The following is a 16,101-nucleotide window of genomic DNA, read 5'->3' as shown; positions in this document are numbered from 1 at the left end:
CGACTGATACTCGATGGGTGCTCACAGAACATCGGGTCGTAACCCCGCTCAGAGTCTTCCTCGTGGTGTTGTTCGGGATCCTGGTCATGTTGCAGACCTTCTCCCTGCCCGGACAGTTCGCGCACATGGCCGAGGAGTCCCCGGACCACGCCTACCTCAGGTGGCCGCTGACTGCCGTCGCGGTCTTCTGGGTGCTGTGCGTCCAGGTGGTGATCGTGTCCACCTGGAAGCTGCTCACCCTGGTCAAGAAGGACCGCATCTTCAGTGACGCCTCGCTGGCGTGGGTGGACGTGATCGTGTGGGCGATCGCCGCAGCCTGGGTGGTGCTGCTGGGCGTGTTCCTCTATGTCGGTTTCAACGCGTCCGACCCCGGCCTGCCGCTCCTGCTGTTCCTGATGCTGGTGGGCGTCGCCGTGCTGGGGCTGCTGATGGTGGTCATGCGCGCGCTGCTGCGGCAGGCCACCACGCTGCGGACCGACATGGAAGCGGTGATCTGATGCCCATCGTCGTGCGCATCGACGTCGAGCTGGCCAAACGCAAGATGAGCGTGGGGGAGTTCGCCGAGCGGGTCGGGCTCACCCCGGCGAACGTCGCGGTGCTGAAGAACGGCCGCGCGAAGGCGGTTCGCTTCAGCACCCTGGAGGCCATGTGCCGGGTGCTCGGCTGCCAGCCCGGTGACCTGCTCGAGTGGGTCGAGGAATGAACCGCCCCGGCGCCTGGCGCGCCACGCCCTGACCACGTCGACCCCGCCCACCGCCGGCCTCGGCGGTGGGTCCGCCCTCCGACAGGAGACCCCATGAAGTACCTACTCGCCCTGGTCGCCGTCCTCGTCGTCGCGCTCGGCGTCGCCGGCGTCGTCCTGGGGGAGGCCGACGACTCGCCGGGCCTCCAGCTGCTGGGCGTCGTGCTGGTCGTCGGCGCGGTGGTGTTCGGCGTGCGGCTCGTCCGACGCAGCAGGTAGCGTCCTCGCCCGCCGGGTGTCAGCTTCCGGGCCGGCCCGCCTCGTCGGGCGTCGCCGCTCGGGCGAGGGCGACGGTCCGCCCACGCTCGGACTCGGGGAAGCGGTCGAGCATGGCGCGTACCTCGTCGGCGCTCACGTTGGCGCCGAACAACTCGCTGCCCGGCTCCAGCCGTACGCCCTCGGCGAGGGGGCCGGCGACGACCGGATCGAAGCCCAGCCGGTCGACGAGGTCGGCGACGGCGGCGAGGTCAGCGGGGTCGTCGCCGGCGATGGCGATGGCCTTGCGGTCGGCGGCGCCGCGCGGCCGCGCCCCGTCCTCGAGATCGTGGTACCCCATGTGGTTGAACGCCTTGATCACCCGGGAGTCGGACAGGAACGCCTGGACGGTCTCGCTCGACGAGGTACGCGGGTTGGTGAGGTCGTCGCGGATGCCGTCGATCTCCCACCAGTAGTTCATGGCGTCGACGACGAGCTTGCCGCGCAACCCCTCGGCGGGGATGGTCCGGTACTTCCCCAGCGGAAGGGCGAGGACGACGATGTCGGCGCCGGCCACGGCGTCGGCCGCGGTGGTGGCGACCGCACCCGGCGCGAGCACCTCGACGGTGAGGGCGATCTTCGCCGGGTCGCCGGAGCCGGCGACGAGCACCCGGTAGCCGGCGGCGATAGCCAGCCGGGCGAGCACGGTGCCCACCTTGCCGGCACCGAGGATGCCGAGGGTCTGCGGCCCGCTCGGGGCGCTGTCGTTCATGTCGTCCTTCCGGTTGCCGATCGGGCGTCCGTGGGCCTGCTCAGTCGGCCAGGATGTCACGGACCAGGGGAATCACCTTGGTGCCGTACAGTTCGACGGCGCGCATCCGGGCGCTCACCGGCTGCGCCCCGGCGGTGTAGATGAGGTCGAACCGGCCGACGCCCAGGCTGCGGACCGCCCGCGCCACGCGCCGGGCCACGGTCTCCGGCGAGCCGATGTAGAGCGAACCGTGCTCCACCTCGGCGTCGAACTCCGCTCGGCGGACCGGCGGCCAGCCTCGCAGCGCGCCGATCCGGTCTCGCATGACCCGGTAGTACGGCCAGTAGATCTCCTTTGCCTCCTCGTCGGTGTCGGCGATGAAACCGGGCGAGTGCATCCCGACCGGGTGGGCGGTGGTGCCGAGCTGGTCGGCCGCCCGCCGGTAGAGGTCGATGTAGGGGGCGAAGCGCTCGGGGGCGCCGCCGATGATGGCGAGCATCAGCGGCAGGCCGTACTGGGCGGTACGCACCACCGACTGCGGCGAGCCGCCGACGCCCACCCAGGTGGTGAGGCGTCCCGACTCCGTCTTCGGGAAGACGTCGGCCTGCTCGAGCGGGGCACGCACGGTGCCGCTCCAGGTGACCGGCTTCTCGTCCAGCAGCTTCACGAAGAGTTCGATCTTCTCCTCGAACAGCACGTCGTAGTCGCGCAGGTCGTAGCCGAACAGCGGGAAGGACTCGGTGAACGAGCCGCGCCCGAGGATGACCTCGGCCCGGCCGTTCGACAACGCATCCACCGTGGCGAAGCGCTGGAACACCCGGACCGGGTCGTCGGAACTCAGCACGGTCACCCCGGAGGCGAGCCGGATCCGCGAGGTGCGGCCGGCGATGCCCGCCAGCACGGTCTCCGGCGTGGACACCGAGTACTCCGGCCGGTGGTGCTCGCCGAGGGCGATGACGTCGACGCCCAGCTCGTCGGCGAGCACCGCCTCGTCGACGACCTGGCGGATCGCCGCGGCGTAGGAGACGAGCTTGCCCGAGTCGTCCTCCGGCACGTCGCCGAAGGTGTCGAGGCCGAACTCGAGATCAGACATGGAGGGGCTCCTTCGCCAGCAGCTCCCGGACCCGCGGCGCGACCTCACTGCCCAGCAGTTCGATGGTGCGCGCGCGTGCCTCGCGAGGCAGGTGCATGATGTCGTACTTCAGGTCGAAGCGGCTCAGCCGCAGGTCGCGGGCCATCGTGGCGATCTTCTGCGCGACCGTCTCCGGCGAACCGACGAAGAGCGCGCCCTGGTTGAGCTCGGCCTCGTAGCGCTTGCGGTCCGGCTTGTAGAAGCCGCGTTCCTCGGCGAGCGCCGCCACGACCGGCTGCCAATACCGCCACCAGGTCTCCACGGCCTCCTCGTCGGTGTCCGCGACGAGGCCGAGCGAGTGCTGCCCGATCGGCTGCACGGGATGCCCGAACTGTTCCAGCGCCCGGTGGTAGAGGTCGACGTGGCCGGCGAACCGCTGCGGACGCCCGCCGATGATCGCCATCATGAGGGGGAGTCCGTAACGGGCGGCGCGGATCACCGAGTTCGGGCTCCCGCCGACGCCGATCCACGTCGGGATGCCGCCCGGCCGCATTCGCGGGTGCAGCCGCTGTGCGACCAGCGGGCTGCGTACCGTACCCGACCAGGTGACGGTTTCCTCCCGCTGCAGCCGGACGAAGAGGTCGAGCTTCTCCTCGAACAGGCGCTCGTAGTCCGCGAGGTCGTAGCCGAACAGCGGAAACGACTCGGTCGCCGACGCGCGCCCCAGAACGAGTTGGGCCCGGCCGTTCGACACGGCGTCGAGGGTGGAGAACTCGTGGTAGAGCCGGACCGGGTCGTTCGTGCTGAGCACGGTGACCGAGGTGCCGAGGCGGATCCGGTCGGTCGCCGTCGCCATCGCCGCGAGCAGCACCGGGGTGGCCGAGTCGGTGTGGCCCTCCCGGTAGTGCTCACCCACGCTGAACACGTCGAGCCCGACCGACTCCGCGAGCCGCGCCTCGTCGACGAGCAGCCGTACGGTCTCGGCGTCGCTCAGGACCCGGCCGTGATCGGTGGCCACCTCCCCGAACGAGTTGAGCCCCAGTTCGAAGCCTTTTGCTGTCATCGTCTCCTCCTCACCCTCGCTCCCGGCCGACGACCGCCGTCGGGAGCCCGGACGATTGACGCGTCAACCATGCTAGCCTTCGGATTGACATGTCAACCAGGAGCGGTAGATGACGAAAGCCACACCCGACCGGCGAAAGGGTCGCCAACTTCCGACCGCGGAGGAGCTGCGGGCCTGGCGCGAGTACATCGAGACGGCGGAGGCGCTCAGGTCCCGCCTCGCGTCCCGCCTCCAGGTCGAGTCTTCCCTCTCGCCGGGGGACTACTCCGTACTGCTCGCCCTCACCGAGGCGCCGGAGCGGCAGTTGCGGTCCTCCGCGCTCGCGGCGCACATCGGCTGGGAGCGCAGCCGGCTCTCCCACCACCTCGGGCGGATGGAGCGGCGCGGACTCATCCGCCGCCAGGAGTGCGCCACCGAACGCGGCGGGGCGGAGGTCCTGCTCACGCCGGCCGGAGCCGAGGCGTTCCGGCGGTCCACGGTTCCGCATCTGCGCGCCGTTCGCGAACTCTTCGTCGACGCGCTGACCCCGGAGCAACTTCGCGCGGCGGGCGAGATCGCCGCAGCGCTGCGGGTGCACCTCGACCCGCGCCACGCCGGTCAGACGCCGCCGGACGTCCCGTGACCGGAGACCGACCGGGCGGGCGCGCCTCAGCGGCGGGCGTGCCGGCGTCGCTCCCGGCGGACGCTCACCACGCTCCACCCGATCGCGACCGACAGGGTGAGCACCACCACCAGCAGGGTGAGCCAGATCGGCAGCTTGCCCACCGGCGTGTCGGCCAGGATCAGCTTGACCCCGGCGAACCCCAGCAGCACCGCCAGCCCGTACCGCAGGTGGCCGAAGTGGCGCAGCAGCCCGGCCAGGCAGAAGTACAGGCTGCGCAGCCCCAGCACCGCGAACGCCGTCGCCGTCCAGACGAGGAACGTGTTGGTGGTGATGGCCAGGATCGCCGCCACGGAGTCGATCGCGAAGATCACGTCCGTCGCCTCGATCGCCACCAGCGCCACCAGTAGCAGCGTCGCCCGGCGCCGGCCGTCGACCCGGACGGTGAACCGGCCGCCGTGGTAGTCCGGATCGGTCGGGACCAGCCTGCGGAAGAGCCGGACCACGACGTTGCGGTCGGGGTCCACGTCCGGCTCGCCGCGCACCGCCAGGCGCCACCCGGTCCAGATCAGGAAGGCCCCGAGCACGAATCCGGCGAAGGCCAGCCGGTCCAGCAGCTCCGCCCCGGCGAAGATGAACAGCAGCCGGAACGCGAGCGCGCCGACGACGCCCCAGAACAGCACCTTGTGCTGGTATTCGGAGGGCACCCGGAAGTAGCCGAAGAGCAGCGCGAAGACGAAGACGTTGTCGATGGAGAGCGCCTTCTCCAGCAGGTAGCCCGAGTAGTACGCGACCGCCGGTTCGCCGCCCCACCCCACCCAGACGACCAGGCCGAAGGCCAGTCCGGCGGCGATCCAGACGCCGGTCCAGATCAGCGCCTCGCGCAGCTCGATCACGTGGTTGTCGCGATGGGAGAGCACGTCCACCGCGAGCATCACCGCGATGACCGCCCCGACCGCGGCCCAGGCCCAGAGCGGAGCGTTGAACGTCCCCTGGTCCAACTGGCGCCCTCCGCATCCACCCGAGGCCTGGCCGATGGCTGTCGTGCCGCGGCGGGCTGTTCGGGCAGCGGCTACCGGCCGACGCCCACGCCGGCGGCGAGTTCCCGGTGGGGCAGTGCGGCGTCACCGACGGCCGAACCTGCCCGGCGCCGAATGGGGACAGTGACCCGGCGGCGCCTCGGCCGGTCACTGCTCGTCGTCGACGACCTCGGTCCGGTCGTCGTGCGTGACGGTCACCGGCGGGTGCTCGTCGGGTTGGGGCGCCTGCGCCATGGTGTGGTGAGGATCCCCGTCGGGGGAGTACAGCACCCGGTCGGTCTTGCCGGTCTTCTCCCGGTTTTCCTCCGGCTCCGTCACGTCACCCTCCTGCTGCCGCTCGTGTCGCCCACGCTACGCGGCCGGCCGGCCGGTCGGTCCCGTTTCCGCCCGGTACGTGCCGGTCGAGGGAGCCGGGTGGCAGCACGACCAGCCGGTACGGGCGGCGCGACCGCGGCGACGGTGCGCGGTCAGCCGGGCAGTCGAGCGGTACGGCGCCGCTCGCTGCCCAGCAGGGCGTACGAGGCCAGCGCGCCGGCGAGGACCGCGTCCACGGAGATGACGAAGCCCCGGTCCATCCCGCTCGGGGCGAGCGCCGCGCCGGTCAGCACGGCGGCGACGGCCACCAGCACCATCGCCCCCCGGACGAGCCGGTGGGGGCGGCGTCCGGGGTGCCGGGACGCGCCGCCCGTCACCGTCAGCAGGGCGCCGGCAGCACCGGCGGCCCCGATCATCAGCGAGGGCACGGCGAGCCCGTCCACCCCCTGGCGGAGCATGCCGGCCCCGGACCAGGCGAGCAGTCCGAAGATCACCATCGCCAGCAGGTGCGGGACCGCGGTGCGGTCCACCCGGTGCCGCGGCCGGTTCGTCGTCGGGTCGTCTCGGTCTGCCACGACAGTCCTCCGTCCGGCCAGGGTGCCGTTGCTGTCATCGTCGCACCCCGGCGCAGGTACGGCAGCAGTCGACGACGGGCGATCCGGCTGCGTGCCGGCCCGGTCGGCGGTGGGCCGGGGCGACGGCGCGCCCCGGCCCGGTGCCGGTGGGTCAGGGCAGGGTCCAGTGCTGCGCGCCGGTGCCGTTGCAGTCGTGGATCTGCAACTGGGTGCCGTCGGTGGTGTTGGAGGCCGGGATGTCGAGGCAGCGGCCCGACTGCGGGTTCTTCAGGCTGCCGTCGGGTTGCGCCGCCCACTGCTGGGCGCCGGTGCCGTTGCACGTCCAGAGCTGGACCGGGGTGCCGTTAGTGGTGCCGCTGCTCTTGACGTCCAGGCACTTGTCCAGGCCGCGGACGGTGCCGTCGCCGGGCAGCGTCCACCGCTGGGCGGCGGTGCCGTTGCACGTCCACACCTGCACCCTGGTGCCGTCGGCGGTCTGGCTGGAGCTGATGTCGACGCACTTGCCCAGCCCCTTGATCTCGCCGGTGCGGGCCCCGCCGGTGCCCACGCCGGGGCCGGTGAAGGTGTAGCTGTCGACGTCGAGCAGCGCGCCGGCGCCGCCGGTGAACACCAGGTACAGGTCGTGGGTGCCGTCGTCCGGCCTGGTCACCGTGGTGCTCAGTTCGGTGTAGTTGTCCCAGCCGCCGGTGTTGGGCACCGCGAGCCGGGCGACCTCGGTGCCGGTGGGGGAGTCGTACCGGAAGGAGACCGTGCCCCCGGCGCCGCCGGAGGAGACCCGGGCCTTGACCCCGGTGATGCCCTTCAGGCTGACCGCGTGGTGCCGGACGTTCTCCCCGTTCTGGATGTCACCGAGTCGCTTGCCGCCCTGGGCCGCGCTCTGGTCGATCACCTTCGGCCCGTTGAGCGTGACGTAGTGCTCGGCCTGCCACTGCTTGGGGTAGAGGCTGATCTCCCGCTCGCCGGTCAGTGGCGCGGAACCCGTCGCGCCCTTGTCGGTGTAGCTGCCGCGCAGCACGAAGAAGAGCACCGAGTCCGGGCCCGCGTGCACCGGGCCGGTGTTGAAGGTCGCCCCGCAACCGGTGCCCTCACCCTCCTCGTGGGCGTGTTCCTGGTGCCCGAGCGCGGCCCGGACCACCACCGCCGAGCAGGCCGGGGTGCCGTCCTGCGGGTCACTGGCCGAGGCGGAGACGGTCAGGTCCTGACCCCAGTCGAAGAGGCCACCCGCGGGCAGGCCGTTCAGGGTCACCGTCGGCCGGTTGTTGCCGACCACGATCGGCACCGTGGTGGTGCCGCTGCGTCCGGTGCCGTCGCTCACCGTCAGCCGGGCGTTGAAGCTCCCGTTCGAGGGGTACGTGAACGACGGGTTGGCCGCCGTCGAGTCGACGCTGCCGTTGTCGGTGAAGTCCCAGGCGTACGTCAGCGGGTCGCCGTCGGGGTCGGAGCTGCCGGCGCTGGAGAAGGTCACCGCCAGCGGCGCGAGACCGTTGTCCTTGTTCACCGCCGCCTTGGCCACCGGCGACCGGCCACCCTGGACGTAGTTGATTTTGTAGAGCCCGGCGTCGGTGGCGCCGGAGAACCAGCCGCTGCCGTACTCCAGCAGGTAGAGCGAGCCGTCCGGGCCGAACTCCGCGTCGATCGGGTGCACGAACGTCATGCCGGCGAGCACCGGCTCGATCACCGTCGGCGCGCCGGTGGCCGGGTTGCCGTTGTCGAACTGGACCTCCTTGATCCAGTTGCGGCAGTACTCGGAGATCAGCCACTTGTTGTCGTAGTACGCCGGCCACTTGACGTCGGAGTTCAGGTTCGGGTCGTAGTGGTAGACCTCGGTGTGGGCCGGCGAGCCGCAGCCGCCCGGGTTGTCCAGCGCCGGCCAGTCCTCGCTGCCGCCGTGCTGCTCCCAGACCAGCGCCGGCTTGGTCGGCGGAAGCTGGTTCAGGCCGGTGTTGCGGGGCGAGTCGTTGACCGGACCGGTCGAGCCACCACAGGGGAACCAGCCACGCGGCGCGTTCGCGGCGAAGTCCCAGTCGTTGTAGGCCACGTTCGGGCCCCCGCAGTAGGGCCAGCCGTAGTTGCCGGGCCCGGTGGCCCGGTTGAATTCGTCGTAGGCGGCCGGTCCCCGGTTCGCCAGGTCGGCGCCGGCGTCCGGACCGACCTCGCCCCAGTAGAGGGTGTTGTCCGCCTCGCGGTCGACCCAGATCCGGTACGGGTTGCGTACCCCCATCACGTAGATCTCGGGGCGGGTCTTGGCGGTGCCGACGGGGAAGAGGTTGCCCGACGGGATGGTGTAGCTGCCGTCGTTCTCCGGGTGGATGCGGTTGATCTTGCCCCGCAGGTCGTTGGTGTTGCCGGAGGTGCGCTGGGCGTCGTACTGCGGGTTGCGGCTGGTCCGTTCGTCGATCGGGGCCATCCCGGCGGAGTCGCCGCCGGAATTGGTGTTGTCGCCGACGGCGAAGTAGAGGTTGCCGCCGCTGTCCCAGCTCATCGAGCCGGCGGAGTGGCAGCAGAGGTCGCGTTCGGTGGGCCATTCGATGAGCATGTCCTCGCTGGCCGGGTCGAGCACCAGGGTGGACGGATTGAACGTGAACCGGGAGATCCGGTTGACCAGCGGGGTGACCTTGGGCGAGTAGAAGAGGTAGACCCAGCGGTTGGTGGCGAAGTTCGGGTGCACGGTGATGCCGATCAGGCCGTCCTCGAACCGGGCGTCGAGGGCGAGGGTGAGCGCGACCGTGGTCGCCTTCGTGGCGGGGTTGAAGAGCCGGACCTGGCCGCCGCCGGCGCTGGTGCCCCGGTTGATGTAGAGCACCTTGCCGTCGGGCAGCACGGCCAGTTCGATCGGCTCACCCATGCTGAGTCCGCTGTCGAGGGTGATCTTCTCGAATCCGCTGGTCGGCGGGACGGCCGCCGCCACGGCCGCCGCCTGCGGCGGGGCCGGCTCGGCGGCGGGGTGCGGGTGGCCGGGATGGGCGAGCGCCCCCGAGGGTACGGCGGCGGCGAGTGCGGTGAGCAGGGCGGTGGCGGCGACGAGCAGGCATCGTTGCGGGACGCGAGACACGGGACCTCCGAGCATGGTGGCGAGCTCGGTGCTACTTCCGCCGCCGCCTCGAGGAGCACCGTGGGGGTGGCCAAGACATTAACGTCTTTCGTTAAAAGTGAACAGAAGTAGGCCGCACGAAATCGAAAGTTTTCGAAATTCTTCGGAATGTCGGACGGCAGCTCGCGAAGGAGTGCGCGCCGACGGGGATGCCGCGGGCGGGGTGGCGGTCAGGCCCCCAGCCCGGTCACCTCGCGGACCGCGGCGGCGAACGCCTCCGGGGCCTCCTGGGGGAGGTTGTGCCCGGCGTCGGGCACCTGGTGGTGGCGGCGGGGGCCGGCGAAGTACCGGGCGGTGGGGCTGCCGTCGGTGGCCGGGAAGTTGCCGTCGGCGGTGCCGTCCAGGGTCACCGCCGGCACCCGGACCGGGGGCAGCCCGGCCAGCCGCGACTCGATGTCGGCGTAGCGGGGGTCGCCGTCGGCCAGGCCGAGGCGGTGCCGGTAGCCGTGCACCACCACGTCGACGTAGTCGGGGTTGTCGAAGGACTCGGCGCTCCGGTCCAGGACGGCGTCGTCGAAGCGCCACCGGGGCGAGTTCCGGGTCCAGATGACCCGGGCGATGTCGCGGCGGTGGGCGGCCAGACCGGCTCGGCCCCGGTCGGTGGTGAAGTAGAAGAAGTACCAGAAGCCGGCCTCCAGCTCGGGGCGCAGCGGCTTCCCGGCGGCGGCGATGTCGAGGATCTGGTAGCTGTTGACGGACACCAGTCCCGCACAGCGCTCGGGCCACAGGGCGGCGACGACGCAGGCGGCCCGGCCGCCCCAGTCGTAGCCGGCCAGGACCGCCCGGGGCAGGTCCAGCGCGTCCAGCAGCGCCACGACGTCCGCGCCGAGCGCCGCCTGCTGACCGGAACGGGGCGTGGCGGGATCAAGGAACCGGGTCGGCCCGTGTCCGCGCAGCCAGGGTACGACCACCCGGTGCCCCTCGGCCGCGAGCCGCGGGGCCACCTCGGCGTAGGCGTGCACGTCGTACGGGAAGCCGTGCAGCAGCAGCACCGGATCACCCTCGGCCGGTCCCAGCTCCAGGTAGCCGACGTCGAGCACGTCGGTGCGTACGTGCCGGACCGGGCCGAGCCCGGGCAGTGCGTCGGACATGTCACCACCTCGGATCTGCGGTGGCGGACCGGTCGACCCCCGGCCGACCGGTCCGCCGCCTCGCGGGCCGTCCGGGCGCGCGCCGGCGGGCTGCCGCCGTCTCCCACGCTAGTGACCGGGGCGGGGCCGGATCGGGCGATCGGCGCAACCGGCCGGGGCCGGGCGGGTCAGCGGGCGGCGGTCGGCGACGCCACCCCCGCCGCCGCGGCGAAACCGGCCAGCGCGATCTCGGCGGACTGCTGGAGGTCGGCGCGGGAGACCCCGGCCGCGGCGTGCACGGCGTGCCCCTCGGTGACCACCGCGACGAACCGGGCCAGCGCCGCCGGGTCCGCGTCCGCGGGCAGGTCGCCCTCGGCCACGGCGCGGGCGAGGCGCTCGGCGAGGGCGCGCTCACCGGTCAGCCGGCTGGCGGCGAGGAACTCGGCGACCGGGGCGCTGTCGGTGCCACCGGCGGTGCCGCCCTGGATCGACAGGCAGCCGGCCGGGCAGTCGGAGCGGGTCAGGGCGAGCACGTTCTCGCGCAGCAGGGTCGCCACCACCTCGTACGCGGTCGGCTGGGCGAGCGCGCCGCGCGCGTACGCCATGTCCCGCTCGGCGTACCGGGTCACGACCTTGCGGAAGAGCTCCTCCTTGCTGCCGTAGGCCGCGTAGAGGCTGGGCTTGTTGATGCCCATCGCGGCGGTCAGGTCGGCCAGGGAGGCGCCCTCGTAACCCTGGCGCCAGAACACGTCCTTCGCGCGGTCCAACGCCTCCTCGGCGTCGAAGCCTCGCGGCCGGCCCCGTTGCGGCATGGCGCCACCCCCTCCCGGGCACCATGGTAGCTCCGGCGCGACCGATCGGTACAGAACCGCACCTGGTCAGGTCGTGGGCCGGGTGGCGCCGAGCGCTCCGCTACGGCGCCACCGACACCCGGGACCGACGGGCCGGCGGCGTGCTCAGCCCTTGACGCCGTCGAGCGCCTGCATGATCACGTCCGTGACGGCCTGAGGCTGGCTGACCATGATCACGTGGGAGCCCTCGACCTCGGTGATGGTCGCCCCGGCCCGCTGCGCCATGGTCCGCAGGACGTCGCTGCCGGCGGCTCTGTCGCTGGCGGGGATCGCGGCCCAGGACGGCAGGTTGCGCCAGGCCGGCGTCCCGGTGGGCTGGCCGAACGCCAGCGCCGAGACGGGCCGCTGGGTGGCCGCCATGACGGCGGCGTCCTTCTTCGACACGTCGGCGGCGAACGCGTGGTGGAACTTCGCCGGGTCGATGAGGAACTCCGTCTCGGTGCCCTGCGCGGTCGGGTACTTCACCTCCAGCAACGCGGAGGTGAGCACGCTGTCCTTCGAGTCGCCCTCGATCGCCAGCAGGGTCTCGCCCTCGTCGGGGGCGAAGGCGGCGACGTAGACCAGGCCGACCACGTTGTCGACCTGGGAGGCGGCGTTGGTGATGACTGCACCGCCGTACGAGTGGCCCACGGCCAGCACCGGGCCCTCGGTCTGCTTCAGCGCGCTCGCGACGTACGCGGCGTCCTCGTTGATCCCGCGCAGCGGGTTCGGCACGGCCTTGACCGTGATGCCCGCGGCCTGGAGACGCTCGACCACGCCGTTCCACCCCGAGCTGTCGGCGAAGGCGCCGTGGACCAGGACGACGGTCGGTGCGCCGCTCGATGCTGTGGCCATCTGGTTCCCCCCATGGCAGTCGTGCGGCGCGGACGAGGATCCACGCCGACACCGGTCAACTACCGAGGGTAGCCAGCGCGGTACGGGAAGACGGGCCTTTCCGCACCGCCGCCGACCAGCTTCCCGCGCTCGCCCGAGTGTGCCCGGGAGGCCTGCCCGGCTCCGTAGAATCCCCGCTGTGCCGCGCATCGTCCAGCTGCTGGCCTCGCCGGTACACCGCTACCAGGGCCGGCCCGCCGACGGCCCGTCACCGGCCCCGCCCGGCGAGCTGGTGACCGAGGTCCAGCTCCGGGCCGAGCTGGGCATCGTCGGCGACCGGTACTTCGGTCGGCCGGCGCACCGCGCGGCGAGCGTGACCGTGATCGCCCAGGAGTCGTTGCCACCGGGCGTCGACCTGGTGCAGGTCCGGCGCAACATCCTGACCACCGGCATCGCGGTGGACGAGCTGATCGGCTCGGTGCTCGTCCTCGACTCGGGGGACGGCCCGGTCCGGCTGCGGGTCAACCGGCCGGCCAACCCGTGCGCCTGGATGGACGTGACGATCGGCCCCGGCGCCTGGCAGGCCCTGCGCCGTCGGGGCGGTGTGCGCTGCACGCCGCTGAACGACGGCACCCTGCGGATCGGCCCGGTGGACGTCCTCGTCGAGAGCTAGGGGACACCGCGGCCGGGGCGAGCCAGATGGCTCGCCCCGGCCGGGTCACCCGACGGGTCCCACGGTCCCGGTGTGGGTCGGGTAGCGGTCGGGCGGCGTCTGGGACCAACGCTCGGAAAGGTCCCGGTAAGCGAGATCAGTCGTCGTCCGGCCGGAGCGGAAACCTACGCGGACGACGTCGGCGGGTAGCATCGTGATCGAGACCCGCCGGTTCAGGAAGCGGACGCCAGGACGTCAACGCGGAACGTCTGATCGCCCTCGCCTGTGCACGGCTCCTGCACGAGTTCGGCACCACTGACCGTCTCGTCGCCACGAATGCCGAGGCAGAGCTCGCTATGCACGGGGCGGAGCCGGTAGCCCTCCAGCGGAGCGGCGACCGGCTCGACCCGGAACACTTGCTTTGGCCCACCTGCGCAGTCATTCCGGGGTTCGAGCATGCCCGCCGCCGAGCCGCTGGTCAGCACAGTCAGGCAACCCACTCCATGCTGCGGGTGGCTCCACTTGATCTGGAAGCGGTCTCCGTCGACCGGCACGAGCAGCGTCCTGGGCGGCTCGGCGTCCTCGCACGATCGTTGCACCGCGACGGCCGCGTCGTAGCGTCCGGTGTGCTCCCGCCCCTCGGTCACGCAGAGCGCCGGTGTCCGCGCGGGGTAAATGCGCACGACACTGCCACCGGGGGGCAGCGCCAGCCGGCTCTTGGGCGCCGGGCCAACTTCCCGGGTGACCAGCGACTCTTCGGTGTCGCGGACCAACAGCCAACCGCCCACTGCGAGCAGCGCCGCCACCGCCGCACCTGCGGCGGCCCTGACCAACGTACGCCAGAGGACCGCGCGGGGCCGCTGGGGAGCACCCTGACCGGTGGCATGATCCGAGTGCCCGGGCGGTGACTCCTTCCCGTCCGCCGCGGTTTCGTTGGCCAACCGATTGAGGGTGGCCAACCAGGCGGCGACCTGGTTGTCGTCCCCCGTGCACGCACGAACGAAGGCCGCCAGCAATTCCGCGCGAGGCAGGCCCGGCCGACTCAGCATGTCCGCTACGGTGCTGCGGGCCAGAACCTCGCCGTGGCTCGCCGCCCGGTGCTCGAGCTGCCGGAACGTGTACCCGGACTGGTCTTTCATCAGCCGCAGGAGCCGCACGAACTCAGCCTTATCGCGAGCTACGTCCGGCCGAACACTTTTCGCATCCATCAGCCTCCATACTGCCGGAGGTGACCACCGAGTTCAAACTGCGTTAGCGGCATCGCCCGGACCGGCAGGCCGGACAAGCTCCTGGCCAGCCCGGACAGTGCTACGCCTGTCCGGGACTGGAGCGACCCATTGCCGGACGTGATCGGCTAGGTAAGCCTCGACCGGACAAACAACCTTCCGGAAAGGGCACTGATGAAAGCGACGCAGCGAAGACTTTGGACGGCCCTGGCGGGGGAGTGGCACGGCTACCACAAGACCGGCGTCTACCTCAAGGTCTGCACCAGCGATGCCAACACCAACCGCACATGCGGCTACTGGCTCTGAACCGGCCACCATCCCCCGTTGGACACTTCACACAGGAGACATCCATGAGAAAAGCAATTCGTGCGGCGCTGGTTGCCGCAGTCGCGGCGGCGTCCGTCACGTTCATCGGCACGGGCACGGCTCACGCCGCCGGTGACACCCAGCTCGGCATCGACGTGGGCAACATCGCCTGGGAGCAGTACACCTCCACCAGCACAACGGTTTCGGTCCGCCGATCGGAGGCCGGCAACGAAGACTGCAACTACTACACCGGGTTCTGGACCGACCCGGACAACGACCGCAGGACCAGCCACTTTTCGGCCGCCTGCAGCCCCGCCAAAACCACCTCGGGCACCATGTACAGCGGTGGCGTCAAGCAATCAAAGCCGGTGAGCTGGCGTTCCCGGGCCTGGTGCGCGGACTTCGCGAAGTACGCCTTCTACTGGGGCACGGCCGAATACTCGGGGCTCACGCCGCACTCATCAAGTTTCATCACCTATGGCAACAACAATGGCACCTGGCACTCCAGGAGCAGCGGCTATACCCCCCGCAAGGGCGACGCTGTGGTTTTCAACTATAACGGCGGCGAGACGGATCACGTTGCCATCGTTACCTCGTATTACGCAGACACAGTGGCAAAAGGCTATTTCTACGTTGTCGGCGGGAACCAATCCGATGGCGTCACCCACGTGAAGTGGTACCCGTCGAACACTTCCATTGTCGGCTACGCCTCGCCGGCGGCGAAGTAGGCAGCAGGTTAGCCGGGGGCGGGCCGTTCGGCTCGCCCCCGGCAGACTCGCACCGCACCACCCCGGCGCGGCCGAAGCCGCCGCGGCGTGGCTCGCCGCCGGGCTGCACGTCTCCTAATTGGCCCCTGGTGTCGCGGTTCTTACCAACGCCCCGTGTGCGGTCGAGGCGGAGCATCCGGCGGGCGGGCAGCGTCTGGCCGGCGTACTCCGGGGCGAGCCGGCGGGGCTCGTGGGCGCGCCGGTAGGTCAGGGGATCGATGGCGTGACTGCACGCGGTGATCCCGATGGCCCAGGCCAGCAGCGGGCGGTGGGTGGTCGGGGTGGCGGTGGCGGTGGCGGTGCGGGCCTCAGCGTCATGTTGCCCAGGGGAGCGAATTCGCCGCCGCCGGCGTTGGCGAAGAGCACGTCCAGGCCGGTGCCGTGGGCGGTGATCGCGTCGATGACGCGGTCGAGGTCGTCGAGGTTGCTCACGTCGCTGCGGATGCCGGTGGCGGCTGCGCCGATGGCCGCGACGGCCTCGTCCAGCTGCTGCTGGCGGCGTCCGGTGATGAAGACGTGTGCGCCTTCGGCGGCGAAGCGGCGGGCTGCCGCCAGCCCGATACCGGTGGTGCCACCGGTGACCAGCGCGGTCTTGCCGTTGAGCTGTCCCACTGTGGTGCTCCTTGTATGAGGTCGTGCGACGGAATGGGGTTGATCAGTTGGTGTGGCAGCCGAGCTGCGGTGGCAGCGCGGCGAGTTCCCGCCCCGGCCAGCGTGGCTCGACTTATGTAACAGCTGGTACACAACAAGCTGGCAGGCGACCGGGCGATTCCAAATTTCTGTACCGATCGGTTGGAGCGAGGACCGGGCGCCGGCACGGTGGGGGTGGACGATGCGAGGAATGGGCGCAGGCGTCACGCCCGCGAGGGTTGTCCCGGCGCAGCACGGCGGAAGCACGGCGGAAGCACGGCGGGGGGGGGGGGGGGGGGGGGGGGGGGGGGGGGGGGGGGGGGGGGGGGGGGGGGGGGGGG

Annotated in this window: 19 protein-coding genes; 7 read left to right on the top strand and 12 right to left on the bottom strand. The window is 71.5% G+C overall.

Going from position 1 to position 16,101, the window contains the following annotated elements; all coding sequences use genetic code 11:
- The first annotated feature begins 62 nt into the window (after positions 1-62).
- The 3 genes from ACSNN7_RS13015 (at position 63) to ACSNN7_RS13005 (ending at position 961) form a co-directional block, all read left to right on the top strand.
- Positions 63-497, top strand: coding sequence for a DUF2975 domain-containing protein (locus ACSNN7_RS13015; RefSeq protein WP_436680997.1), 435 nt, complete (start codon positions 63-65; stop codon positions 495-497).
- Positions 497-703, top strand: a complete 207-nt coding sequence (locus tag ACSNN7_RS13010; protein WP_107256509.1) for a helix-turn-helix domain-containing protein — start codon at positions 497-499, stop codon at positions 701-703. The genes ACSNN7_RS13015 and ACSNN7_RS13010 overlap by 1 nt, the downstream gene beginning before the upstream one ends.
- 93 nt (positions 704-796) lie before the next feature.
- Positions 797-961: a hypothetical protein gene (locus ACSNN7_RS13005; RefSeq protein WP_436680996.1), complete on the top strand. Its 165-nt coding sequence runs from the start codon at positions 797-799 to the stop codon at positions 959-961.
- Positions 962-980: 19 nt separating this feature from the next.
- Here the strand turns inward: ACSNN7_RS13005 and ACSNN7_RS13000 are convergent, their stop codons facing one another.
- The 3 genes from ACSNN7_RS13000 to ACSNN7_RS12990 are packed head-to-tail and all read right to left on the bottom strand — an operon-like array spanning position 981 to position 3,823.
- On the bottom strand, positions 981-1,709 hold the full coding sequence (locus ACSNN7_RS13000; RefSeq protein ID WP_436680995.1) for an NADPH-dependent F420 reductase: 729 nt from the start codon (positions 1,707-1,709) through the stop codon (positions 981-983).
- A gap of 40 nt (positions 1,710-1,749) precedes the next feature.
- The gene (locus ACSNN7_RS12995; RefSeq protein ID WP_436680994.1) at positions 1,750-2,781 is read right to left on the bottom strand and encodes an LLM class flavin-dependent oxidoreductase; all 1,032 of its coding nucleotides are present in this window, start codon (positions 2,779-2,781) and stop codon (positions 1,750-1,752) included.
- Complete coding sequence (locus tag ACSNN7_RS12990; protein WP_436680993.1) at positions 2,774-3,823, bottom strand: LLM class flavin-dependent oxidoreductase; 1,050 nt, start codon at positions 3,821-3,823, stop codon at positions 2,774-2,776. Before ACSNN7_RS12990 ends, ACSNN7_RS12995 begins: the two co-directional genes overlap by 8 nt.
- A 109-nt stretch (positions 3,824-3,932) precedes the next feature.
- Here ACSNN7_RS12990 and ACSNN7_RS12985 point away from each other — a divergent pair, with 109 nt between their 5' ends.
- Positions 3,933-4,445 (top strand): MarR family winged helix-turn-helix transcriptional regulator, encoded by a 513-nt coding sequence (locus tag ACSNN7_RS12985; protein ID WP_436680992.1) that lies wholly within the window; start codon positions 3,933-3,935, stop codon positions 4,443-4,445.
- Positions 4,446-4,471: 26 nt separating this feature from the next.
- Here the strand turns inward: ACSNN7_RS12985 and ACSNN7_RS12980 are convergent, their stop codons facing one another.
- The 7 genes from ACSNN7_RS12980 to ACSNN7_RS12950 form a co-directional block, all read right to left on the bottom strand.
- Positions 4,472-5,425 carry a TerC family protein gene (locus ACSNN7_RS12980; RefSeq protein WP_436680991.1) on the bottom strand — a complete coding sequence of 318 codons (954 nt, stop codon included), beginning with the start codon at positions 5,423-5,425 and terminating at the stop codon, positions 4,472-4,474.
- A 186-nt stretch (positions 5,426-5,611) separates the two neighbouring features.
- Positions 5,612-5,782, bottom strand: a complete 171-nt coding sequence (locus tag ACSNN7_RS12975; RefSeq protein ID WP_436680990.1) for a hypothetical protein — start codon at positions 5,780-5,782, stop codon at positions 5,612-5,614.
- Positions 5,783-5,931: 149 nt separating this feature from the next.
- The gene (locus tag ACSNN7_RS12970) at positions 5,932-6,354 is read right to left on the bottom strand and encodes a hypothetical protein (RefSeq protein WP_436680989.1); all 423 of its coding nucleotides are present in this window, start codon (positions 6,352-6,354) and stop codon (positions 5,932-5,934) included.
- Between the two features lie 151 nt (positions 6,355-6,505).
- Complete coding sequence (locus ACSNN7_RS12965) at positions 6,506-9,406, bottom strand: ricin-type beta-trefoil lectin domain protein (RefSeq protein ID WP_436680988.1); 2,901 nt, start codon at positions 9,404-9,406, stop codon at positions 6,506-6,508.
- A 209-nt stretch (positions 9,407-9,615) separates the two neighbouring features.
- Positions 9,616-10,536 (bottom strand): alpha/beta fold hydrolase, encoded by a 921-nt coding sequence (locus ACSNN7_RS12960; RefSeq protein ID WP_436680987.1) that lies wholly within the window; start codon positions 10,534-10,536, stop codon positions 9,616-9,618.
- Positions 10,537-10,703: 167 nt separating this feature from the next.
- Positions 10,704-11,327: a TetR/AcrR family transcriptional regulator gene (locus tag ACSNN7_RS12955; protein WP_436680986.1), complete on the bottom strand. Its 624-nt coding sequence runs from the start codon at positions 11,325-11,327 to the stop codon at positions 10,704-10,706.
- Positions 11,328-11,471: 144 nt separating this feature from the next.
- On the bottom strand, positions 11,472-12,200 hold the full coding sequence (locus ACSNN7_RS12950; RefSeq protein ID WP_436680985.1) for an alpha/beta fold hydrolase: 729 nt from the start codon (positions 12,198-12,200) through the stop codon (positions 11,472-11,474).
- A 178-nt stretch (positions 12,201-12,378) separates the two neighbouring features.
- Between ACSNN7_RS12950 and ACSNN7_RS12945 the strand changes: the two genes are divergently transcribed.
- Positions 12,379-12,852, top strand: a complete 474-nt coding sequence (locus tag ACSNN7_RS12945) for a molybdenum cofactor biosysynthesis protein (protein ID WP_436680984.1) — start codon at positions 12,379-12,381, stop codon at positions 12,850-12,852.
- 212 nt (positions 12,853-13,064) lie between these two features.
- Here ACSNN7_RS12945 and ACSNN7_RS12940 read toward each other — a convergent pair whose 3' ends face one another.
- Complete coding sequence (locus ACSNN7_RS12940; RefSeq protein WP_436680983.1) at positions 13,065-13,988, bottom strand: RICIN domain-containing protein; 924 nt, start codon at positions 13,986-13,988, stop codon at positions 13,065-13,067.
- 243 nt (positions 13,989-14,231) lie between these two features.
- Between ACSNN7_RS12940 and ACSNN7_RS12935 the strand changes: the two genes are divergently transcribed.
- The gene (locus ACSNN7_RS12935) at positions 14,232-14,363 is read left to right on the top strand and encodes a hypothetical protein (RefSeq protein ID WP_436680982.1); all 132 of its coding nucleotides are present in this window, start codon (positions 14,232-14,234) and stop codon (positions 14,361-14,363) included.
- Between the two features lie 44 nt (positions 14,364-14,407).
- Positions 14,408-15,091 (top strand): CHAP domain-containing protein, encoded by a 684-nt coding sequence (locus ACSNN7_RS12930; RefSeq protein WP_436680981.1) that lies wholly within the window; start codon positions 14,408-14,410, stop codon positions 15,089-15,091.
- 246 nt (positions 15,092-15,337) lie between these two features.
- On the opposite strand, the gene ACSNN7_RS12925 is transcribed toward ACSNN7_RS12930, so the two are convergent.
- Positions 15,338-15,742 carry an SDR family NAD(P)-dependent oxidoreductase gene (locus ACSNN7_RS12925; protein WP_436680980.1) on the bottom strand — a complete coding sequence of 135 codons (405 nt, stop codon included), beginning with the start codon at positions 15,740-15,742 and terminating at the stop codon, positions 15,338-15,340.
- Positions 15,743-16,101 lie beyond the last annotated feature (359 nt).

Origin of the sequence: Micromonospora sp. URMC 105 (genome assembly GCF_051386295.1) — a bacterium.
Lineage (GTDB): Bacteria > Actinomycetota > Actinomycetes > Mycobacteriales > Micromonosporaceae > Micromonospora.
This window is presented reverse-complemented; position numbering and strand designations above follow the sequence as displayed.

Bases quoted from the DNA above. Each gene is read 5' to 3' on its own strand.
- ACSNN7_RS12935 (WP_436680982.1), top strand. From the start codon at position 14,232: ATGAAAGCGACGCAGCGAAGACTTTGGACGGCCCTGGCGGGGGAGTGG.
- ACSNN7_RS13000 (WP_436680995.1), bottom strand. From the start codon at position 1,709: ATGAACGACAGCGCCCCGAGCGGGCCGCAGACCCTCGGCATCCTCGGT.
- ACSNN7_RS12930 (WP_436680981.1), top strand. From the start codon at position 14,408: ATGAGAAAAGCAATTCGTGCGGCGCTGGTTGCCGCAGTCGCGGCGGCG.
- ACSNN7_RS13010 (WP_107256509.1), top strand. From the start codon at position 497: ATGCCCATCGTCGTGCGCATCGACGTCGAGCTGGCCAAACGCAAGATG.
- ACSNN7_RS12950 (WP_436680985.1), bottom strand. From the start codon at position 12,200: ATGGCCACAGCATCGAGCGGCGCACCGACCGTCGTCCTGGTCCACGGC.
- ACSNN7_RS12955 (WP_436680986.1), bottom strand. From the start codon at position 11,327: ATGCCGCAACGGGGCCGGCCGCGAGGCTTCGACGCCGAGGAGGCGTTG.
- ACSNN7_RS12995 (WP_436680994.1), bottom strand. From the start codon at position 2,781: ATGTCTGATCTCGAGTTCGGCCTCGACACCTTCGGCGACGTGCCGGAG.
- ACSNN7_RS13005 (WP_436680996.1), top strand. From the start codon at position 797: ATGAAGTACCTACTCGCCCTGGTCGCCGTCCTCGTCGTCGCGCTCGGC.
- ACSNN7_RS12960 (WP_436680987.1), bottom strand. From the start codon at position 10,536: ATGTCCGACGCACTGCCCGGGCTCGGCCCGGTCCGGCACGTACGCACC.
- ACSNN7_RS12990 (WP_436680993.1), bottom strand. From the start codon at position 3,823: ATGACAGCAAAAGGCTTCGAACTGGGGCTCAACTCGTTCGGGGAGGTG.
- ACSNN7_RS12985 (WP_436680992.1), top strand. From the start codon at position 3,933: ATGACGAAAGCCACACCCGACCGGCGAAAGGGTCGCCAACTTCCGACC.